14 protein-coding genes are annotated in these 18,227 nt (G+C 71.6%); 10 read left to right on the top strand and 4 right to left on the bottom strand.

The window, feature by feature from the left end; all coding sequences use genetic code 11:
* Positions 1 to 29: 29 nt before the first annotated feature.
* The 3 genes from ACN20J_RS14675 to ACN20J_RS14665 all read left to right on the top strand — a co-directional run bounded on the left by ACN20J_RS14675 (position 30) and on the right by ACN20J_RS14665 (position 2,639).
* A complete protein-coding gene (locus ACN20J_RS14675; RefSeq protein WP_361997417.1) occupies positions 30 to 599 on the top strand; it encodes an SAV_6107 family HEPN domain-containing protein in 570 nt (189 codons plus the stop codon).
* A gap of 521 nt (positions 600 to 1,120) precedes the next feature.
* Entirely contained in the window at positions 1,121 to 1,948 is an 828-nt protein-coding gene (locus ACN20J_RS14670) for a class I SAM-dependent methyltransferase (RefSeq protein WP_189840296.1), read from the top strand.
* 289 nt (positions 1,949 to 2,237) lie between these two features.
* The gene (locus tag ACN20J_RS14665) at positions 2,238 to 2,639 is read left to right on the top strand and encodes a DUF3040 domain-containing protein (protein WP_189840297.1); all 402 of its coding nucleotides are present in this window, start codon (positions 2,238 to 2,240) and stop codon (positions 2,637 to 2,639) included.
* Between the two features lie 289 nt (positions 2,640 to 2,928).
* On the opposite strand, the gene ACN20J_RS14660 is transcribed toward ACN20J_RS14665, so the two are convergent.
* The 4 genes from ACN20J_RS14660 to ACN20J_RS14645 form a co-directional block, all read right to left on the bottom strand.
* Positions 2,929 to 5,340, bottom strand: coding sequence for a transglutaminase TgpA family protein (locus tag ACN20J_RS14660; RefSeq protein WP_419666043.1), 2,412 nt, complete (start codon positions 5,338 to 5,340; stop codon positions 2,929 to 2,931).
* Complete coding sequence (locus ACN20J_RS14655) at positions 5,337 to 6,689, bottom strand: DUF58 domain-containing protein (RefSeq protein ID WP_055612087.1); 1,353 nt, start codon at positions 6,687 to 6,689, stop codon at positions 5,337 to 5,339. The genes ACN20J_RS14660 and ACN20J_RS14655 overlap by 4 nt, the downstream gene beginning before the upstream one ends.
* Positions 6,689 to 7,726 carry an AAA family ATPase gene (locus tag ACN20J_RS14650; RefSeq protein WP_055612088.1) on the bottom strand — a complete coding sequence of 346 codons (1,038 nt, stop codon included), beginning with the start codon at positions 7,724 to 7,726 and terminating at the stop codon, positions 6,689 to 6,691. Before ACN20J_RS14650 ends, ACN20J_RS14655 begins: the two co-directional genes overlap by 1 nt.
* 204 nt (positions 7,727 to 7,930) lie before the next feature.
* Complete coding sequence (locus tag ACN20J_RS14645; protein WP_055612089.1) at positions 7,931 to 8,479, bottom strand: beta-class carbonic anhydrase; 549 nt, start codon at positions 8,477 to 8,479, stop codon at positions 7,931 to 7,933.
* Positions 8,480 to 8,901: 422 nt separating this feature from the next.
* Here ACN20J_RS14645 and rsmH point away from each other — a divergent pair, with 422 nt between their 5' ends.
* The 7 genes from rsmH to murD all read left to right on the top strand — a co-directional run bounded on the left by rsmH (position 8,902) and on the right by murD (position 18,225).
* Positions 8,902 to 9,858, top strand: coding sequence for a 16S rRNA (cytosine(1402)-N(4))-methyltransferase RsmH (rsmH, locus tag ACN20J_RS14640; protein WP_419666042.1), 957 nt, complete (start codon positions 8,902 to 8,904; stop codon positions 9,856 to 9,858).
* A 96-nt stretch (positions 9,859 to 9,954) separates the two neighbouring features.
* Entirely contained in the window at positions 9,955 to 10,545 is a 591-nt protein-coding gene (locus ACN20J_RS14635) for an FtsB family cell division protein (RefSeq protein ID WP_419666041.1), read from the top strand.
* Between the two features lie 5 nt (positions 10,546 to 10,550).
* Positions 10,551 to 12,509 carry a penicillin-binding protein 2 gene (locus tag ACN20J_RS14630; RefSeq protein ID WP_308437148.1) on the top strand — a complete coding sequence of 653 codons (1,959 nt, stop codon included), beginning with the start codon at positions 10,551 to 10,553 and terminating at the stop codon, positions 12,507 to 12,509.
* Positions 12,510 to 12,631: 122 nt separating this feature from the next.
* Entirely contained in the window at positions 12,632 to 14,320 is a 1,689-nt protein-coding gene (locus ACN20J_RS14625) for a UDP-N-acetylmuramoyl-L-alanyl-D-glutamate--2,6-diaminopimelate ligase (RefSeq protein WP_419666040.1), read from the top strand.
* 4 nt (positions 14,321 to 14,324) lie between these two features.
* Positions 14,325 to 15,737, top strand: a complete 1,413-nt coding sequence (locus ACN20J_RS14620) for a UDP-N-acetylmuramoyl-tripeptide--D-alanyl-D-alanine ligase (RefSeq protein ID WP_419666039.1) — start codon at positions 14,325 to 14,327, stop codon at positions 15,735 to 15,737.
* On the top strand, positions 15,734 to 16,804 hold the full coding sequence (gene mraY, locus ACN20J_RS14615; RefSeq protein WP_055612094.1) for a phospho-N-acetylmuramoyl-pentapeptide-transferase: 1,071 nt from the start codon (positions 15,734 to 15,736) through the stop codon (positions 16,802 to 16,804). The genes ACN20J_RS14620 and mraY overlap by 4 nt, the downstream gene beginning before the upstream one ends.
* A complete protein-coding gene (gene murD / locus ACN20J_RS14610) occupies positions 16,786 to 18,225 on the top strand; it encodes a UDP-N-acetylmuramoyl-L-alanine--D-glutamate ligase (protein WP_419666038.1) in 1,440 nt (479 codons plus the stop codon). The genes mraY and murD overlap by 19 nt, the downstream gene beginning before the upstream one ends.
* Positions 18,226 to 18,227 lie beyond the last annotated feature (2 nt).

The raw sequence follows: 18,227 nt of genomic DNA, 5'->3' as shown, positions 1-18,227 counted from the left end.
GCCGTCACACAGACGACAGGAGGTTCGTCATGGCCACCTACCACGCAGCCGCCGCCCGTCGGCGACGCGCCACCGGCCCTGCCCCCTCACTGAACGGCCCGGCGAGCGATGTGCACCCCGTGCTCCGCCGGGCCACGGCCCCGCCCGCCGCCCTCGACCTGCTCGCCCAGGCCCGTGCCGGACTCGACGAGGCAGCCCTGCTGGAAACGCCGAACGAGCGGTATGCCACGGCCCATCTCGCCGCCCTGCGCACCGCCGCAGCCGTGCTCGCCGCCCGCGGGCGCCCGGAGCCCAGCGCGAGGCGCCGGGCCAAGATCCGGAGCGCCTGGGAAGTGCTCCCCGAGATAGCGCCCGAACTCGCCGAGTGGAGCGCGCTGTTCGCCGCCGGTGCCCGCCGCCGCGCTCGCGCCGAGGCCGGCATCCAGGGCGCGGCGACCACCCGTGACGCGGACGACCTGCTGCGCGATGTGGCGATGTTCCTCCGCCTCGTCGAGCGCATGCTGGTGCTCCAGCCTGTTCTGCCGCAGCCGCGGCAGGAGTCAGACCGGGAGCCCGATCAGGGCGTGCCGGATGTGCCGGACGTGCCGGACGCGGGATGAACGGCGTCCGGGACCGAGGTCGGGGCCGCGACCGGGGCCGTGGCCGGGATGTCGCCAGGAGCCGCCGGAGACCGTCTCCGTGGGCCTGTGCGGGCCCGTGCGGGCCTGTTGGCCGGTCGGGGATGCCCGGTGTGCTGCGGGTCGGTGTCGGGGCGCCGGAGGCCGCCCAGGCCGTTCGGTGCGGCTCCTGTCGGGCGTGGCTTCTGTCCAGCCCGGCTTCTGTCCGGCCCGGTGCGGCTGCCCGCCGTGTCGCTCGGTGCCGGGCCGGTCGGTTCGGCCAGGTCCGCCGGTTCGCTGTGCCGGTCCGCCCCGCCGGTTCGCCCGGCGGGTTCGCCCGGCAGGGCGGGGCCGCAGGCGGGCGGCGTCCGGCGCGCGAGACGGAGGGCCGGCGGTGGTGCGCGAGGCAATAGGGTTGGGACGCCTGCATCTCCCCGGCGCCGGACAGGGCGGGGGAGGTATCCCCATCGCCCCATCGCTCCGCCGTACGCAAGGGCGGCGGCCGTGCCGAGGAGTCAACTGCCGTGTCGGACCCGATGCGCCCGCCCGTCTCCCCCCACCGCCCTCAACCGACATCGCCGCACTCCGACCCCTCGCGCCCCCGCGCCTCTCTGCGTACCGCCGTCGTCTGGGACGTTCTGAAGGACGCCCTCGACCGCCGGGTCAAGGCCGCGGGCCGGGAGTCGCTGGACGTCCTCGACACCGGAGGCGGCAGCGGCAACTTCGCTGTGCCCGTCGCCCGCCTCGGCCACCGCGTCACCGTCGTGGACCCCAGCCCGAACGCGCTGTTCGCGCTGGAGCGCCGGGCCGCCGAAGCAGGCGTCGCCGACCGAGTCCAGGGCGTCCAGGGCGACGCCCACGGCCTCTTCGACGTCGTCGAGCGCGGCGGCTACGACGCGGTGCTCTGCCACGGCGTCCTGGAGTACGTGGACGATCCCGCCGAGGGTCTGCGCAACGCGGTCGGGGCCCTGCGCCCCGAGGGCGTGCTCAGCCTGCTCGCCGCCGGACTCGGCGGCGCGGTGCTCGCGCGCGCCCTCGCCGGGCACTTCACGGAGGCCCGGCACGCCCTCGGTGACCCGGACGGCCGCTGGGGCGAGGGTGATCCCGTACCGCGGCGCTTCACGGCCGACCAGCTCACCGGTCTGGTCGAGGGCGCGGGCCTGCGCGTCGGTGCCGTGCACGGCGTACGGGTCTTCGCGGACCTGGTGCCCGGCGTCCTCGTGGACACCGAACCCGGAGCCCTGGACGCCCTGCTCAAGCTGGAGGCCGCGGCGGCCGAACTCGCCGCCTTCCACTCCGTGGCGACGCAGCTCCATGTGCTCGGTGAGACCCGCGAGACCACCGAGACCTGAGCCGTCTCCCGTGAGGGAGCTGTGGAGGCGCGCCGCTGATCAGGGGCGCGACGGCAGATGGAGTACGCCACAGGCCCCCCGATCGGGCGCTCGGAGCCGTATGATCGAGGGAGACCGTCCGGCATGACGGGCCGGTCGCTGGGGAATCTACGCCTCAGTGGATCGGAACGCCATGGCGGGTTCCGGTTGGCGAATTGGCGCAGAGGGGCGGGTTTCACGGGGGCGATTCCCTGCCTATCCTGAAGGGGACCCCCGGTCGCCCCGGCGACTGCACGATGAGGAGGACGCCGTGCCGCTCTCGGAGCACGAGCAGCGAATGCTCGAGCAGATGGAGCGAGCGCTGTACGCCGAAGATCCCAAGTTCGCGACAGCGCTTGAGGGAAGCGGGCTGCGTACGTACACCCGGCGACGGGTCTACCAGGCGGTCGCCGGCTTCCTCGTAGGTATCGCGCTCCTCATGGCCGGAATGGTCGCACAGCAGATCTGGGTCAGCGTGGTGGGTTTTCTCGTCATGCTGGGCTGCGCGGTGCTCGCCGTCACCGGTTGGCGCAAGGCCCCCAAGCCGGGCGAACAGCCCGCAGCGGGTGCGCCGGGCGCTCCGCAGGCCCGTCGTCAGGGCCGGCAGCGGCGCTCCATGATGGATCGCATCGAACAGCGCTGGCAGAAGCGCCGAGACGAAGGCGGCCAGTAGCCTCCGGGCCCGGGCCGACAGACGTACGCACGTAAGGGGTGACCACCTTCAGGTGGCCGCCCCTTCAGCGCGCCCGGCCGCGGCCGGGACTCAGCCAGGGCTGGGACTCAGCCGCGGCCGGGACCCACGGGCGCCGCAGACTCAGGGCCGCCGCACGCTCAGGACCGCCCAACATTCAGGAGCGCCCAGCATTCAGTCAGGGGCGCCGCACAGCGAAAGCAAAGGGGGTGTCCACCCGACTCCGGGTGGACACCCCCTTCCGGCTTGCCGAGCCGGACGGTCTCTCAGCTCAGCCGCTGCTCTGCTCCGACGGACGTCCCGACGGGCGGCGTACGACCGCCGTCCAGCGGGCCGTGGCCCGGGACTTCAGCGCGATCCAGCCCTCGGAAGCCGCCCACGCCACCCGTACGGCCGAGCGCGGTGCGAGCAGTGCGCGCAGCCTCGTACCGCGGCTGACCGTGGCGTGCAGGCCCGCGGTCATCCGGCGTACGTCATCGGCGAGACCGGCGGTCGGCCGGGGCCGTGGCGCGTACAGGACCTGCTCCACCGCGTCGGCGACCCGGTGGACGGAGGCCGCGGCCTCGGGTTCGAGATGCCCGATGCGGACGATCCGTGCCGCCGCCTTGCGGGGCGTCTGGGAGTCGTCCGGCGCGATACCGAAGTCCCACGCCGTATCGGTCACCTCCTGCCAGGCGGCCAGGGTGGCAGCCGCGGCATCCTCCTCCGTGCGCCCGTGCGAGCCGAGCCGCACGGACCGGGCCCTCATCCGCCACAGCATCGGCAGCAGCGGCACCGCCAGTGCGGCGAGCCCCGCCAGGGTGAACCCGAGGATCGCGAACCACGGCGGTCCGTCGTCCGTCGATCCGAACGCCGCCTGCGGAGACTCGCTGCCGCAGGGCTGCTCCAGCTTCTTCTCCGCCGCCGTGCAGCTCTCGCTGCTCGACGGTTCGGCGGACGGCGCCGAGGACGAGGAGCGCGAGGGGAGGTCCGGGTTGGGGAGCGTGGTGCCAGGCGTGTCCGTGCGGGTGTACTCCGGAACCGTGCCCCGGTTCGGGGTCGGCTCGAAGCGGGTCCAGCCCACGCCCTCGAAGTACAGCTCGGGCCAGGCGTGCGCGTCCCGCAGGCCCACCGAGTTCGTGCCGTCGGCCTGTGGCGAGCCCGGTGTGAAGCCCACCGCGACGCGGGCCGGGATGCCCAGCGTGCGGGCCATCGAGGCCATCGCGAAGGAGAAGTGGACGCAGAAGCCCTCCTTGTCCCTCAGGAAGCGCGCTATGGCCTGCGACCCACTGCCGACCTGCACCTCCGTGTCGTACGTGAAGCCGCCGTCCAGGGCGAACCAGTCCTGGAGCTTCACCGCGCGCTCGTAGTTGTTCGCCGAGCCGGCCGTGACGTCGCGTGCCGTCTCCGCCACCACCGGCGGCAGCGACCCGGGGACCTTGGTGAACTCGCGCCTCAGCGCCGTGGGTGCCTCCGGCGCGTTGGCGAGCTGCTCCGCGGTCGGCTGCACTATCAGGCTCTTGACCGTGTACTCCAGGCCGCGGGTGGTCTGCCCGTGGTCGCCCACGAGCGTGCGGCCCACGGGCTCGTACCGCCACTTGCCGCCGAGCCCCACCGCGCTGGCGGGGTAGGGCATGGGCAGCCAGTCCTGCGCGTACCAGTCCGCCGCGGAGATCCTCGTCTGGATCTCGGTGCGCCGGACGTCGTCACTGAGGCCCGGCGGTGTCGGGAACGACCCGGGGACGTCCTCGACATGGCGCTTGGCCGGCTTCCACGCCGTGCCGTCGAACTCGTCGAGCGAGACGATCCGCAGATAGAGGTCCTGCGTCTCCTCGGAGTTGGTGCGGTACGACATGACCTCGCGGTCCTCGTCCACGTTCAGGCTGTCGCGGAGCGAGACCAGCGGGTTCACCGCGGAGATCGTGCCGCCACCGCCGGAACCCGTGCCTACGCCGGCCCCGGTGCCGTCCAGCAGGCCGCCGTCGAGCGCGGGCAGGGCCAGCGGCACCACCAGGGCGATGCCGAGCGCGACGGCACCGATGCGCCGCCCCGTGCGGATCGGCGCGACCGCGCCCGCCGAGGCGTCCGTCCCCGGAGCCCGGGTTCCGCCGCCGAAGACCCGGCCCCACTGCGAGAGCCGGTCACGTCCTTCGGCCAGCAGCAGCACCAGATAGCCGGCCGCCGCCATGACGAACCACAGCCAGCTGGCGCCACCGCCCTCCGAGAGGCCCGCGGCGACCGAGTACAGCGCGAGCAGCGGCAGTCCGGCCGGGGCCGCGCTGCGGAACGTCACCGCGAGGGCGTCCACCGCGAGTCCGATGACCACGACCCCGCCGACCAGCATCAGCCGGATACCGGGGGACAGCGGAGCCGGGATCGAGTACCGCCCGACGTCGTCACCGCCGGCCTGCAGCAGCTCCCCGAAGTGCCGGAACGCCTCCGGGCCGGGGACGAGCCCGATGATGGCCTGCTCGCGGGCGAAGAACAGTGTCAGCAGTGTCAGGGTCACGAGCGCCTGTACCGCGATCGTCACGGCCCGCGCCAGCGGCACCCGCCGGGTCGCCGCACCCACCGCGGTCTGCACCGCGAGCAGGAACGCCGCCTGAAGGATCCAGGTCGCCGGATCGACCAGCGGCAGCAGCGCGCCGGACGCCATCAGTGTCGCCGCCACGGCGCACAGCGCGAGTCGCGCGCGCCCGCTCATGAGCCACCGCCCCCTGCCGTGCTTCCCGTCGACGCGACCCCGTTGCGCTGTCGGTCGGCCTCCCGCCACAGGTCGGCCAGGCCCGTGCCCGGCGGTACGGCCAGGGCGGTCCAGCCCGCCTCGCGCAGCATCCGAAGCCGCTCCTCGCTCTGTTCGTCGGCCGCGCCGCGCACCCACGTCTCACTGTCCAGCAGGAAGGCCACGGCCCCGCCGCTGCGCTGACGCATCTTGGCGAGCACGGTCGCCTGCTCCTCGTCCAGGTCGCCGAGGAAGGCCACCAGCAGCCCCTCGTTGCCGCCCCGCAGAACGTCGTACGCCCGTGACAGGCCCGTACCGTCGGAGTGGTCGATCACCGCGAGGGTGTCCATCATCAGCCCGGCGGCGTCCGCGGATTCCTGGCTGGCTCCGGCGAATCCGTCGGCGCCCTCGCCGGGCACCGAGGTGCCGGTGTCGGTCAACAGCCGTACCGAAAAGCCCCGCTCGAGCATGTGCACCAGCGTGGACGCCGTACCCGACACCGCCCATTCGAAGGCAGAGTCCGGGCCGGCGCCGTCGAAGGCGATGCCCCGGGTGTCCAGGAGCACCGTGCAGCGGGACCGCTGCGGCTGCTCCTCGCGGCGCACCATCAACTCGCCGTAGCGCGCGGTCAGACGCCAGTGGACCCGGCGCAGATCGTCGCCGTAGCGATAGCCGCGGGGTATCACGTCGTCCTCGCCGGCCAGGGCCAGCGAGCGCTGCCGCCCGTCGCCGTACCCCTTCGCCTCGCCCGTCAGCCGCACCGGCGGCAGCGCCTCCACGCGCGGGATGACGGTCAGGGTGTCGTAGGTCGAGAAGGAGCGGGTCAGTTCGCACATCCCGAACGGGTCGCTGAGCCGTAGCTGCAGGGGCCCCAGCGGATAGCGGCCGCGCAGGTCCGAGCGCACCCGGTAGGACACCTCGCGACGGCCGCCCGCCTCGACCCGGTCCAGTACGAACCGGGGCCGCGGCCCCAGCACGTACGGAACCCGGTCCTGGAGCATCAGCAGGCCGGTGGGCAGCCGCGAGACGTTGTCCATCCGCAGATGGACCCGCGCCTCGGACCCCGAGGGCACCCGCCCGGGGGAGAGACGACGGCTGCCGGCGACCCGGTAGCGCGTGCGGTACAGCACGGTCGCGCAGACCAGCGGCAGGACCGCGAGCAGCAGTCCGACCCGGAGCAGATCGCTCTGCCCCAGGACGTACGCGCAGATCGCGGCCGCGATGCCGGCGGCAAGGAAGGACCGCCCGCGCGTGGTGAGACCGGCGAGTGCCGTACGCAGCCCGCCCTTGTCCTCCTCGGCCTGCGCCGTCGGCATCCCCCCGGTGGTCATCACAGCCTCCGGGGCGGCTGCTGGCCGAAGGCGGACGAGCCCCGGCCCATCCCCAGACCGCTCGGCGACTGGGGCGCCGCGGGCACGGGCGTGCGCTGGAGGATCTCCAGGACGACCTGCTCGGCCGTACGACGGTTCAACTGAGCCTGGGCGGTGGGCAGCAGCCGGTGGGCCAGGACCGCCACCGCGAGGGCCTGGATGTCGTCCGGCAGCGCGTACTCCCGGCCGCTGAGGGCCGCCGACGCCTTCGCCGCGCGCAGCAGGTGCAGCGTGGCACGCGGCGAGGCGCCGAGTCTCAGGTCCGGGTGCGTACGCGTGGCGGCGACCAGGTCCACGGCGTACCGCCGCACCGGGTCGGCGACGTGGACGTTGCGCACCGCGTCGATGAGCTTCACGATCTCGTGCGCATGCGCCACCGGCTGGAGGTCGTCCAAGGGGGACGCACCGCCGTGGATGTCCAGCATCTGCAGCTCGGCCTCCGCGCTGGGATAGCCGATGGAGACCCGGGCCATGAAACGGTCGCGCTGCGCCTCCGGCAGCGGGTAGGTGCCCTCCATCTCGACCGGGTTCTGCGTGGCCACCACCATGAACGGGCTGGGCAGCTCGTAGGTCGTGCCGTCGATGGTTACCTGGCGCTCCTCCATGGACTCCAGAAGCGCCGACTGCGTCTTGGGCGACGCGCGGTTGATCTCGTCGCCGATCACGATCTGCGCGAAGATCGCACCCGGTTTGAACTCGAAGTCCCTGCGCTGCTGATCCCAGATGGACACACCTGTGATGTCCGAGGGCAGCAGGTCGGGCGTGAACTGAATACGCCGCACCGAGCAGTCGATGGACCGCGCAAGTGCCTTGGCCAGCATGGTCTTGCCGACGCCGGGGACATCCTCGATCAGAAGATGCCCCTCGGCGAGCAGTACGGTCAGCGAAAGCCGTACGACCTCAGGCTTGCCCTCGATCACTTCCTCCACCGAACTGCGGACTCTCTCCACAGTGGCGGTCAGATCTGTAAGGCTCGCTCGATCGTCATAGGTCGTCACCCGGCCCTCCTCGGCCCGTTCTTTCCCGGGCCGACGCTCTGCGATGCGGACCGGCCCACCCCGAAACACGGACACCACGCGCGAATAGTTCCGCGTGACGCCACACCCGCATTCTTGTTGCCGTTACCTGTTCGTGTCACTCGCCTGTGGATAACTGGCCGCGATATGTCACGGCCTGGGGTCTTTGAGAGGGTCCAACTCGCGTCAGGTGGGGTCTATCTCACGCAGCAGTCCCGTCTTCACATCGAACACGAAACCACGTACGTCGTCCGTGTGCAGAAGGAATGGAGAGGTGCGCACCCGCTGCATGGACTGCCGCACGTCCTGTTCGACGTCCCGGAAGGCCTCCACGGCCCATGCCGGGCGCTGGCCGACCTCCATCTCCAGGTCGTGCCGGAAGTCCTCGGTGAGGGACTCCAGGCCGCAGCCGGTGTGGTGGATCAGTACGACACTGCGGGTGCCGAGCGCGCGCTGGCTGATGGTGAGGGAGCGGATCACGTCGTCGGTGACCACGCCCCCCGCGTTGCGGATGGTGTGGCAGTCGCCGAGCTCCAGGCCCAGTGCGTCGTGCAGGTCGAGGCGGGCGTCCATACATGCCACGACCGCGACGTGCAGCACCGGACGGGCGTCCATGCCGGGATCGGTGAACGCGGCGGCGTACCGCTCGTTCGCCTCGACGAGGCGGTCGGTGACGGTGCCGCCGTTGGATATGGCGTCTCCGGGCTCGGTGGGAACGGATGCGGAAGTCGTCATATCTATAACGGTAGTGGTCACACGCTGTCCGGGCCTGCTGTGAGAGGGGACAAAGAACATCAATGAGCGTTGTTGTGAGGTAACCCACAAGGGTGGATCGGCTACGCCCGTACGGGTGGAAAAACCCGGTTTGGTGCTTCATCCGGGCCGAGAGCCGCGACGCGCAGGCCGGTTCGTTGACCGTGGGAGACCGTGGACTAAAGTGGCGCGAAAGCGGGGGACGGACGCTCTCCCTGCTGGACTGTTACCCCCGGAGGACCGGTGACGAGCCGGGATCTCCCCACGTGCGCGGCGCGTACGTACGGCTCGGCCTCCTCCCGCTCCCGGTCGGCTGACGCTTCCGGCGCCGGCAGACCTCCCCTTCACGGAGCGGGCGGGGACCCGGCGGTGCGTGCGCGCGGTGCCGGACCTGAGAGGGCCCCTTGACCCAGAGCCGACATGTTCCGGTGATGCTCCAGCGATGCCTGGACATGTTGGCACCAGCGCTGGAGAGGCCGGGAGCGGTCGTCGTCGACTGCACGCTCGGCCTCGGCGGCCACAGCGAGGCCCTGCTCGGCCGGTTCCCGGAAGCCCGTCTCGTCGCGCTGGACCGCGACAAGGAGGCGCTGCGCCTCTCCGGGGAGCGGCTCGCCCCCTTCGGCGACCGGGCCACCTTGGTGCACGCGGTCTACGACGAACTCCCCGACGTGCTCGACCGCCTGGACCTCCCGCGCGTCCAGGGCGTCCTCTTCGACCTCGGCGTCTCCTCCATGCAGCTCGACGAGGCGGACCGCGGCTTCGCGTACGCCCAGGACGCCCCGCTCGACATGCGCATGGACCAGACGACCGGCATCAGCGCGGCCGAGGTGCTCAACACCTACCCGGCGGGCGAACTCGTCCGGATCCTCAGGGCGTACGGCGAGGAGAAGCAGGCCAAGCGGATCGTGTCCGCGGTCGTGCGCGAACGCGACAAGGAGCCCTTCAGCAACAGCGCGCGGCTCGTCGAGCTGATCCGCGACTCCCTGCCGCAGGCCGCCAAGCGCACCGGCGGCAACCCCGCCAAGCGCACCTTCCAGGCGCTGCGCATCGAGGTCAACGGCGAACTCACCGTCCTGGAGAGGGCGATCCCCGCCGCCGTGAAGTCGCTCGCCGTCGGCGGCCGGATCGCCGTGCTGGCCTACCACTCCCTGGAGGACCGGCTGGTCAAGCAGGTGTTCGCCGCGGGAGCCGCCAACACCGCACCACCCGGCCTGCCGGTCGTCCCCGAGCGCTACCAGCCCCGGCTCAAGCTTCTGACGCGCGGTGCCGAACTCCCCACCGAGGAAGAGGTCGCGGAGAACCGGCGCGCCGCCCCGGCGCGGCTGCGCGGGGCGCAGCGCATCAGGGAGGACGCCGAGTGACGGGAGGGTGTGTGAGTTGGACAACCGAACTCACCGGACGCGTGGGGCGCAGGCCCGGACCCATCGACCGGGAACGCCGGCTCAGCGGGAGGGCGAGTGAGTAGCAGACCCGAACTGAGAGGGCGGGCGGCCCGGCTCGCGCGACTCTTCCCCACGGGCCCCGGACAGGCCGCGCGCACGCCCTTCGTGCTCCTGGTCGTGCTGCTGCTCGGCGGCGGCCTGATCGGACTCCTGGTCCTGAACTCCGCGCTCAGCGAAGGGTCGTTCCAGCTCGACGACCTCCAGCGGGACACCAAGAGCCTCACCGACGAGGAGCAGGCGCTCCAGCGGGACGTGGACGCCTACTCCGCCCCCGACGCCCTCCAGCGCCGCGCCCGCGAGCTGGGCATGGTGCCCGGCGGCGACCCGGCCTTCCTCAACCCCGACGGCAGCGTCCGCGGTGTTCCCAGCGCCGCCGCCGAGCAGTCGTCCGTGTCGGTCCCCGTGGTCCGCCCGCCCGACGTGCTCCTGCCCCCACCGTCTCCGACGCCCACCGAGAGCCAGGCACCCGCCGGGCCCCCGACGCCCGCCGAGACCCCGGCACCCACCACGTCCGCGGTGCCCACCGTGGCACCCGAACCGGTCGCCGAGCCGGTCACGGAGCCGTCCCCCCAGCCCACGCAGCCCGCTACGAATCCCGGCAGGTGACGGAAGTGTCCGACAGGGAACCCCCGCGCCGCCGGGTGCCCTCGCCCGCCAGGCCCGTACGTCCCGGCAGCCAGCGGCGGCCGGGGCCGGGCGCACGCCCCGCCCGCCGTCCGGCTCCGTCCCGGGGGCAGGGCCAGGGCCCGCGTGTCATCCGCCTCGGCAGCCCTCGCCCGCGGCTGCGCCTGGTCAGCCTCGCCCTGGCCCTCGTACTGATCGCCTTCGTCGTCCGGCTCCTCCAGGTGCAGGCCGTCGACGCGAGCGAGTACACGGCCAAGGCCGAGAAGAACCGGTACCTCAGCCGCACCCTGGCCGCCGAGCGCGGCGGGATCACCGACCGCAACGGCGTCGACCTGGCGATCAGCGTGGACGCCAACGACATCACCGCCGACCCCACGCTGTTCACGCGGAAGGCGACGAAGATCGGCGACGCCCCCGAGCAGGCCGCCGCCCTGCTCGGCCCGATCCTCGACAAGGACCCCGACGAACTCGCCGCGAAGCTCCGCACCAAGAACACCCGGTACGTCGTGCTCGCCCGTCGCCAGACCCCCCAGGTCTGGACGCAGATCAAGGACCTGAAGAGCACGCTCGCCGACAAGGCGGGCGAGGACGGGTCGGAGGTGAACGTCCTGGCGGGCGTCCTCCAGGAACCCAGCAGCAAGCGGGTCTATCCGAACGGCCAGCTCGGCGCCGGGATACTGGGCTGGGTCAACGCCGACGGCAAGGGCGGCGGCGGCATCGAGCAGCAGCTGAACAAGGAGCTGTCGGGCAAGGACGGCGAGATCCGCTACGCCCAGTCCGGCGGCCGGCAGGTGCCGACCGCGGGCTCCACCGAGAAGCCCGCCGTGGCCGGTTCCGAGGTCGAGCTGACCATCGACCGCGACATCCAGTGGGCCGCCCAGAACGCCATCACCGAGCAGGTGAAGGAGTCCGAGGCGGACCGCGGGTACGTCATAGTGCAGGACAACAGGACCGGCGAGATCCTCGCGATGGCCAACTCGCCCGGCTTCGACCCCAACGACCTCTCCAAGGCCGACGGGAACGCCCTGCACAACTGGGGCCTCGAAGACGCCTACGAGCCCGGCTCGACCGCCAAGGTCATGTCGATGGCCGCCGTACTGGAGGAGAAGGCCGCCACGCCCGCGACGCACGTGACCGTGCCCAACCGGCTGCACCGCGGCGACCGGCTGTTCCGTGACGACATCGACCACCCGACCTGGTACCTGACGCTCAACGGCGTCCTCGCCAAGTCCAGCAACATCGGCACCATCCTGGCGACCGGCCAGCTGGGCAAGACGCAGCAGGAGGCCAACCAGGTCCTCTACTCGTATCTGCGCAAGTTCGGCCTCGGCGACTACACGGGGCTCGGCTTCCCCGGTGAGACGAGGGGCATCCTCGCGCCCGCCGGCCAGTGGTCGACCTCCCAGCAGTACACGATTCCTTTCGGCCAGGGCGTGTCGATCAACGCGATGCAGGCGGCCTCCGTCTACTCGACGATCGCCAACGGCGGCGTCCGGATCGAACCGACCCTGGTCCGCGGCACGAAGGGTCCCGACGGGCGCTTCACCCCGGCCGCCAAGCCCAAGGAGACACGGGTCGTCAGCGAGAAGACGGCGAAGACCCTGGCACAGATGCTGGAGTCCGTCGTGGACGACCGGGAGGGTACGGGCACCAAGGCGCGTATCCCCGGCTACCGCGTCGCGGGCAAGACCGGCACGGCCAACCGTGTGGATCCGGCCACCGGCCGCTACCACGGCTATACCTCTTCCTTCGCCGGATTCGCGCCCGCGGACAACCCCCGTGTGACCGTCTACTGCGCCATCCAGAACGCCACCAAGGGGAGCTACTTCGGCGGTCAGATCTGCGGGCCCGTCTACAAGGAGGTCCTGGAGTTCGCCCTGAAGACCCTCCAGGTGCCGCCCACCGGGGCCCAGGCCGCCAGACTCCCCGTCACTTTCACACCCTGAACAGTCCCTGACCAGCCCCGCGCCAGCCCCGACCAGTCCCGCACCAGCCCGGGCCGGGCCCTCATCGGCACCGACCGGAACGCCATGCTCCAGCACGCCGGATCACCGACCAGGAACAGCTCGTGACAACGATCACTCCCGACCCCGGGAACCGCGGCACGCCGCACACCCCGCCACGCCCCTCGCTTCGCTCCGGCGGGGGTGTGCCCGGTACGCTCACCGCCGTGCCACACGCTGATCAGTCCCAAACCACCCAGAAGGGCGTTCCTGTGACATATCCGGGGCCGCCGCGACCGGTTCAGAACTCCGCCACACCCCTCGCGGAGCTAGTGGCGGTGGTCGCCGATCAGATGGCGGCTCCGGCGCCGCAGGGCGCCCAGGGCGCCGTCGAGGTCACGGGCATCACCCATGACTCCCGGGCCGTGCGCCCCGGCGATCTCTACGCCGCGCTGCCCGGCGCCCGGATGCACGGCGCCGACTTCGTGACGCAGGCGGCCGGCCTCGGCGCCGTCGCCGTGCTGACCGACCCGACGGGTGCCGAGCGCGCGACGGCCACCGGTCTGCCGGTCCTCGTCGTCGACGACCCGCGCCGGACGATGGGTGAACTGGCCGCCTCGATCTACGGCCACCCGGGTCCCGACCTGCTCCAGATCGGCATCACCGGTACGTCCGGCAAGACCACCACGGCGTACCTCGTCGAGGGCGGTCTGAGGACGGTCCGCAGCACCGGGCTCATCGGCACCGTGGAGATGCGTATCGGCGACGAGCGCATCAAGTCGGAGCGCACGACGCCCGAAGCGACCGATCTCCAGGCGCTGTTCGCGGTCATGCGCGAGCGCGGCGTCGACGCGGTCGCCATGGAGGTCTCCAGCCACGCGCTGGTCCTCGGCCGGGTCGACGGCTGCATCTTCGACATCGCGGTCTTCACCAACCTCAGCCCGGAACACATGGAGTTCCACTCCGACATGGAGGACTACTTCCGGGCCAAGGCACAGCTGTTCACGCCGGAACGCAGCAGGCTCGGCGTGGTCAACGTCGACGACGAGTACGGACGCAGGCTCGCCAAGGAAGCCGCGGTGCCCGTGGTGACGTTCTCCGCGGAGGGCCACCCGGACGCCGACTGGCGGGCCGAGGACGTCCAGGTCGGCCCGATGGACTCGGTCTTCGTCGCGGTCGGCCCCAAGGGCGAGCGCATCACCGCCAAGTCGCCGCTCGCGGGCCCCTTCAACGTCGCCAACACGCTCGCCGCGATCGTCTCCCTCGCCGTCGCCGGGCTCGACCCGCAGACCGCCGCGGACGGCATCGCCGCCGTACCGGGCGTGCCGGGCCGGCTGGAGCGCGTGGACGCCGGACAGCCCTACCTCGCGGTGGTCGACTACGCGCACAAGACGGACGCCGTGGAGTCCGTGCTGCGGGCCCTGCGCAAGGTCACCGAGGGCCGACTGCACATCGTCCTCGGCTGCGGCGGGGACCGGGACAAGACCAAGCGGATGCCCATGGGCGCCGCCGCGGCCCGGCTCGCCGACACCGCCGTACTGACATCGGACAACCCCCGCTCCGAGGACCCCCTCGCGATCCTCGCCACGATGCTCGCGGGTGCCGCCGAGGTACCGGCGTACGAGCGCGGAGAGGTCCAGGTCTTCGAGGACCGGGCCGCCGCGATCGCCGCGGCCGTCGCCCGCGCACAGCCGGGCGACACGGTGCTGGTCGCGGGCAAGGGTCATGAGCAGGGCCAGGACATCGCCGGAGTGGTCCGTCCCTTCGACGACCGCCAGGTGCTTCGCGAAGCTATCCAGAAGACCCAGGGATGAACTTGTGATCGCCCTCTCTCTCGCCGAGATCGCCTCAGTCGTCGGCGGGCAGACGCACGACATACCGGATCCGTCGGTCCAGGTCACCGGACGGGTCGTCAGGGACTCCCGTGAGGTGGAGCCAGGCAGCCTCTTCGTCGCCTTCGTGGGCGAGCGCGTGGACGGTCACGACTTCGCGGCGAGCGTCGTGGAGGCGGGCGCCGCGGCCGTGCTCGCGTCACGGCCCGTCGGCGTGCCCGCGATCGTCGTGGACGACGTCCAGACGGCCCTGGGCGCCCTCGCACGCCACGTCGTCGAGCGGCTCGGCGCGACCCTCGTGGCCCTCACCGGCTCCGCGGGCAAGACCAGCACCAAGGACCTCATCGCCCAGGTGCTGCAGCGCAAGGCGCCGACGGTCTACACACCGGGCTCGCTCAACAACGAGATCGGGCTGCCGCTCACCGCCCTCAGCGCCACCGAGGAGACCCGGTTCCTGGTCCTGGAGATGGGGGCCCGCGGCATCGGCCACATCCGGTACCTCACGGGTCTGACGCCCCCGAAGGTCGGCCTCGTCCTGAACGTCGGCACCGCCCACATCGGCGAGTTCGGCGGACGCGAACAAATCGCCCAGGCCAAGGGCGAGTTGGTGGAGGGCCTGCCCCCGGCGGACGCGGGCGGCGTCGCGATCCTCAACGCCGACGATCCCCTCGTACGAGCCATGGCCTCGCGCACGAAAGCACGCGTGATCCTCTTCGGAGAGTCCGGCGAAGCGGACGTACGGGCCGAGAACGTGACGCTCATGGAGAGCGGACAGCCCGCGTTCAGGCTTCACACACCCTCCGGGTACAGCGACGTGACCATGCGCCTGTACGGTGAGCACCACGTGTCGAACGCGCTCGCCGCGGCCGCCGTCGCCCATGAGCTGGGCATGTCCGCAGACGAGATCGCCACCGCGCTCTCCGAGGCGGGCTCCCTCTCCCGCTGGCGGATGGAGGTCACCGAGCGCCCGGACGGCGTGACGGTCGTCAACGACGCCTACAACGCGAACCCCGAGTCCATGCGAGCCGCCCTGCGCGCGCTCGCGGCCATGGGCAAGGGGCGGCGGACCTGGGCGGTGCTCGGTCAGATGGCCGAGCTCGGGGACGAGGCGCTCGCCGAGCACGACGCGGTCGGACGGCTCGCCGTCCGGCTCAATGTCGGCAAGCTCGTCGCGGTCGGGGGCAGGGAAGCGTCCTGGCTGCAACTGGGCGCATATAACGAGGGTTCGTGGGGTGAGGAGTCGGTGCACGTGTCCGACACACAGGCGGCGATCGACCTGTTGCGCAGTCAACTGCGCCCGGGAGACGTCGTACTCGTGAAGGCGTCCCGGTCGGTCGGCCTGGAGCGGGTCGCAGAGGCGCTGGTCGAGGGCACCGAGGGTGAGGTTGCCGTCCGATGAATCAGATCCTCTTCGCGGGAGTCATCGGCCTCTTCCTGACTCTCGTGGGCACTCCCATGCTGATCAAGCTGCTGGCCCGCAAGGGCTACGGCCAGTACATCCGTGACGACGGCCCGCGCGAGCACCACGCCAAGCGCGGTACGCCGACCATGGGTGGCATCGCCTTCATCCTGGCCACGCTCCTGGCGTACTTCCTCAGCAAGGTGATCACCGGCCAGCCGCCGAGGTTCTCCGGAGTGCTGGTGCTCGGCCTGATGACGGGCATGGGCCTGGTCGGCTTCCTCGACGACTACATCAAGATCGTCAAGCGGCGGTCGCTCGGTCTGCGGGCCAAGGCCAAGATGGCCGGCCAGCTGATCGTCGGTGTCTCCTTCGCGGTGCTCTCGCTGCAGTTCCCGGACAACCTGAACAACACCCCGGCCTCCACCAAGCTCTCCTTCGTGCAGGACTTCGGCTGGTCCATCGGCCCGGTGCTGTTCGTGGTCTGGGCGCTGTTCATGATCCTCGCGATGTCGAACGGCGTGAACCTCACCGACGGCCTGGACGGACTCGCCACCGGCGCCTCCGTGATGGTCTTCGGCGCGTACACCTTCATCGGTGTCTGGCAGTTCCAGGAGTCCTGCGCCAACGCGCAGACCCTCACCAACCCGGCCGCCTGCTACGAGGTACGGGATCCGCTCGACCTCGCCGTCGTCGCCGCGGCCCTGATGGGCGCCTGCTTCGGCTTCCTGTGGTGGAACACCTCGCCCGCCAAGATCTTCATGGGTGACACCGGTTCGCTGGCCCTCGGCGGCGCGCTCGCCGGCCTCGCGATCTGCTCCCGCACCGAGCTGCTGGTCGCGCTGCTCGGCGGCCTCTTCGTCCTGATCACCATGTCGGTCGTCATCCAGGTCGGCTCGTTCCGCCTCACCGGCAAACGCGTCTTCCGAATGGCACCGCTCCAGCACCACTTCGAACTCAAGGGGTGGTCCGAGGTCCTTGTGGTGGTCCGCTTCTGGATCATCCAGGGCATGTGCGTGATCGTCGGACTCGGCCTCTTCTACGCAGGATGGGCAGCCCAGAAGTGACGACCGCGTCCCACTGGCAGGGCATGAACATCACCGTCGCCGGTCTCGGCGTGAGCGGCATCAGCGCCGCCCGCGCCCTGGCCGGCCTCGGCGCGTCGGTCACGGTCGTCGACGGGGGCTCCTCGGAGGCCCACCGCGAGCGGGCCGCCTCCCTTGAGGGGGAAGGGATTTCGGTACGCCTCGCGGACGCCGAGACGCTTCCCGAGGGCACCGACCTCGTGGTCACCTCGCCGGGCTGGAAGCCGACCAGCCCCCTCTTCCAGGCAGCCGCGGAGGCGGGCGTGGACGTCGTCGGCGACGTGGAGATCGCCTGGCGTCTGCGCGGCCCCGACGCCGCCCCCTGGCTCGCCATCACGGGCACCAACGGCAAGACCACCACGACCCAGATGCTCGCCTCGATCCTGGCCGCCGCGGGCCTTCGTACGGCCGCCGTGGGCAACATCGGCACCCCGATCGTCGACGTGGTCCAGGAAGGCGACGACGCCTACGACGTACTGGCCGTCGAGCTCTCCAGCTACCAGCTCCACTGGGCGCCCTCGCTGCGCGCCCACTCCGCCGCCGTCCTGAACCTCGCCCCGGACCACCTCGACTGGCACGGCTCCATGGAGGCGTACGCCGCCGACAAGGGGCGTATCTACGAGGGCAATCGGGTCGCCTGCGTCTACAACATGGCCGACAAGGTCACCGAGGACCTGGTGCGCGGGGCGGACGTCGAGGTGGGCTGCCGGGCGGTCGGCTTCACGCTCGGCACCCCGGGCCCGTCCCAACTCGGCGTCGTGGAGGGCATCCTGGTCGACCGCGCCTTCGTCGAGGACCGGCACAAGCAGGCCCAGGAACTCGCCGAGATCGCGGACGTCAACCCGCCGGCTCCGCACAACATCGCCAACGCCCTTGCGGCGGCGGCCCTGGCCCGCGCCTTCGGCGTGCCCGCCGCGGCCGTACGGGACGGTCTGCGGGCCTTCAAGCCCGATGCCCACCGCATCCAGCACGTGGCCGACGTGGACCGGGTCGCCTACATCGACGACTCCAAGGCCACCAACACCCATGCGGCGGAAGCCTCTTTGGCGGCGTACGAGTCGATCGTGTGGATCGCCGGCGGGCTCGCCAAGGGCGCGACCTTCGACGAGCTGGTCGCCAAGTCGGCAAAGCGACTGCGGGGCGTCGTCCTGTTCGGCGCCGACCGGGCCCTCATCCGTGAAGCGCTCGCGCGACACGCGCCGGAAGTACCCGTGGTCGACCTCGACCGGACCGACACTGGGGCGATGCTCGCGGCGGTCCGTGAGGCCGCACGGCTCTCCGAGCCGGGAGACACTGTCCTGCTGGCGCCGGCCTGTGCGTCCATGGACATGTTCACCAACTACAACAAGCGCGGCGACGCTTTCGCGGAGGCGGTTCGCGAACTCGGCGCCGTCGACGGCTGACC

Origin of the sequence: Streptomyces sp. 2-1, from assembly GCF_048564895.1 — a bacterium.
Classification (GTDB): Bacteria; Actinomycetota; Actinomycetes; order Streptomycetales; family Streptomycetaceae; genus Streptomyces; species Streptomyces phaeochromogenes.
The sequence above is the reverse complement of the archived record's forward strand: the minus strand, read 5'-3'. Positions and strand labels throughout refer to the sequence as shown.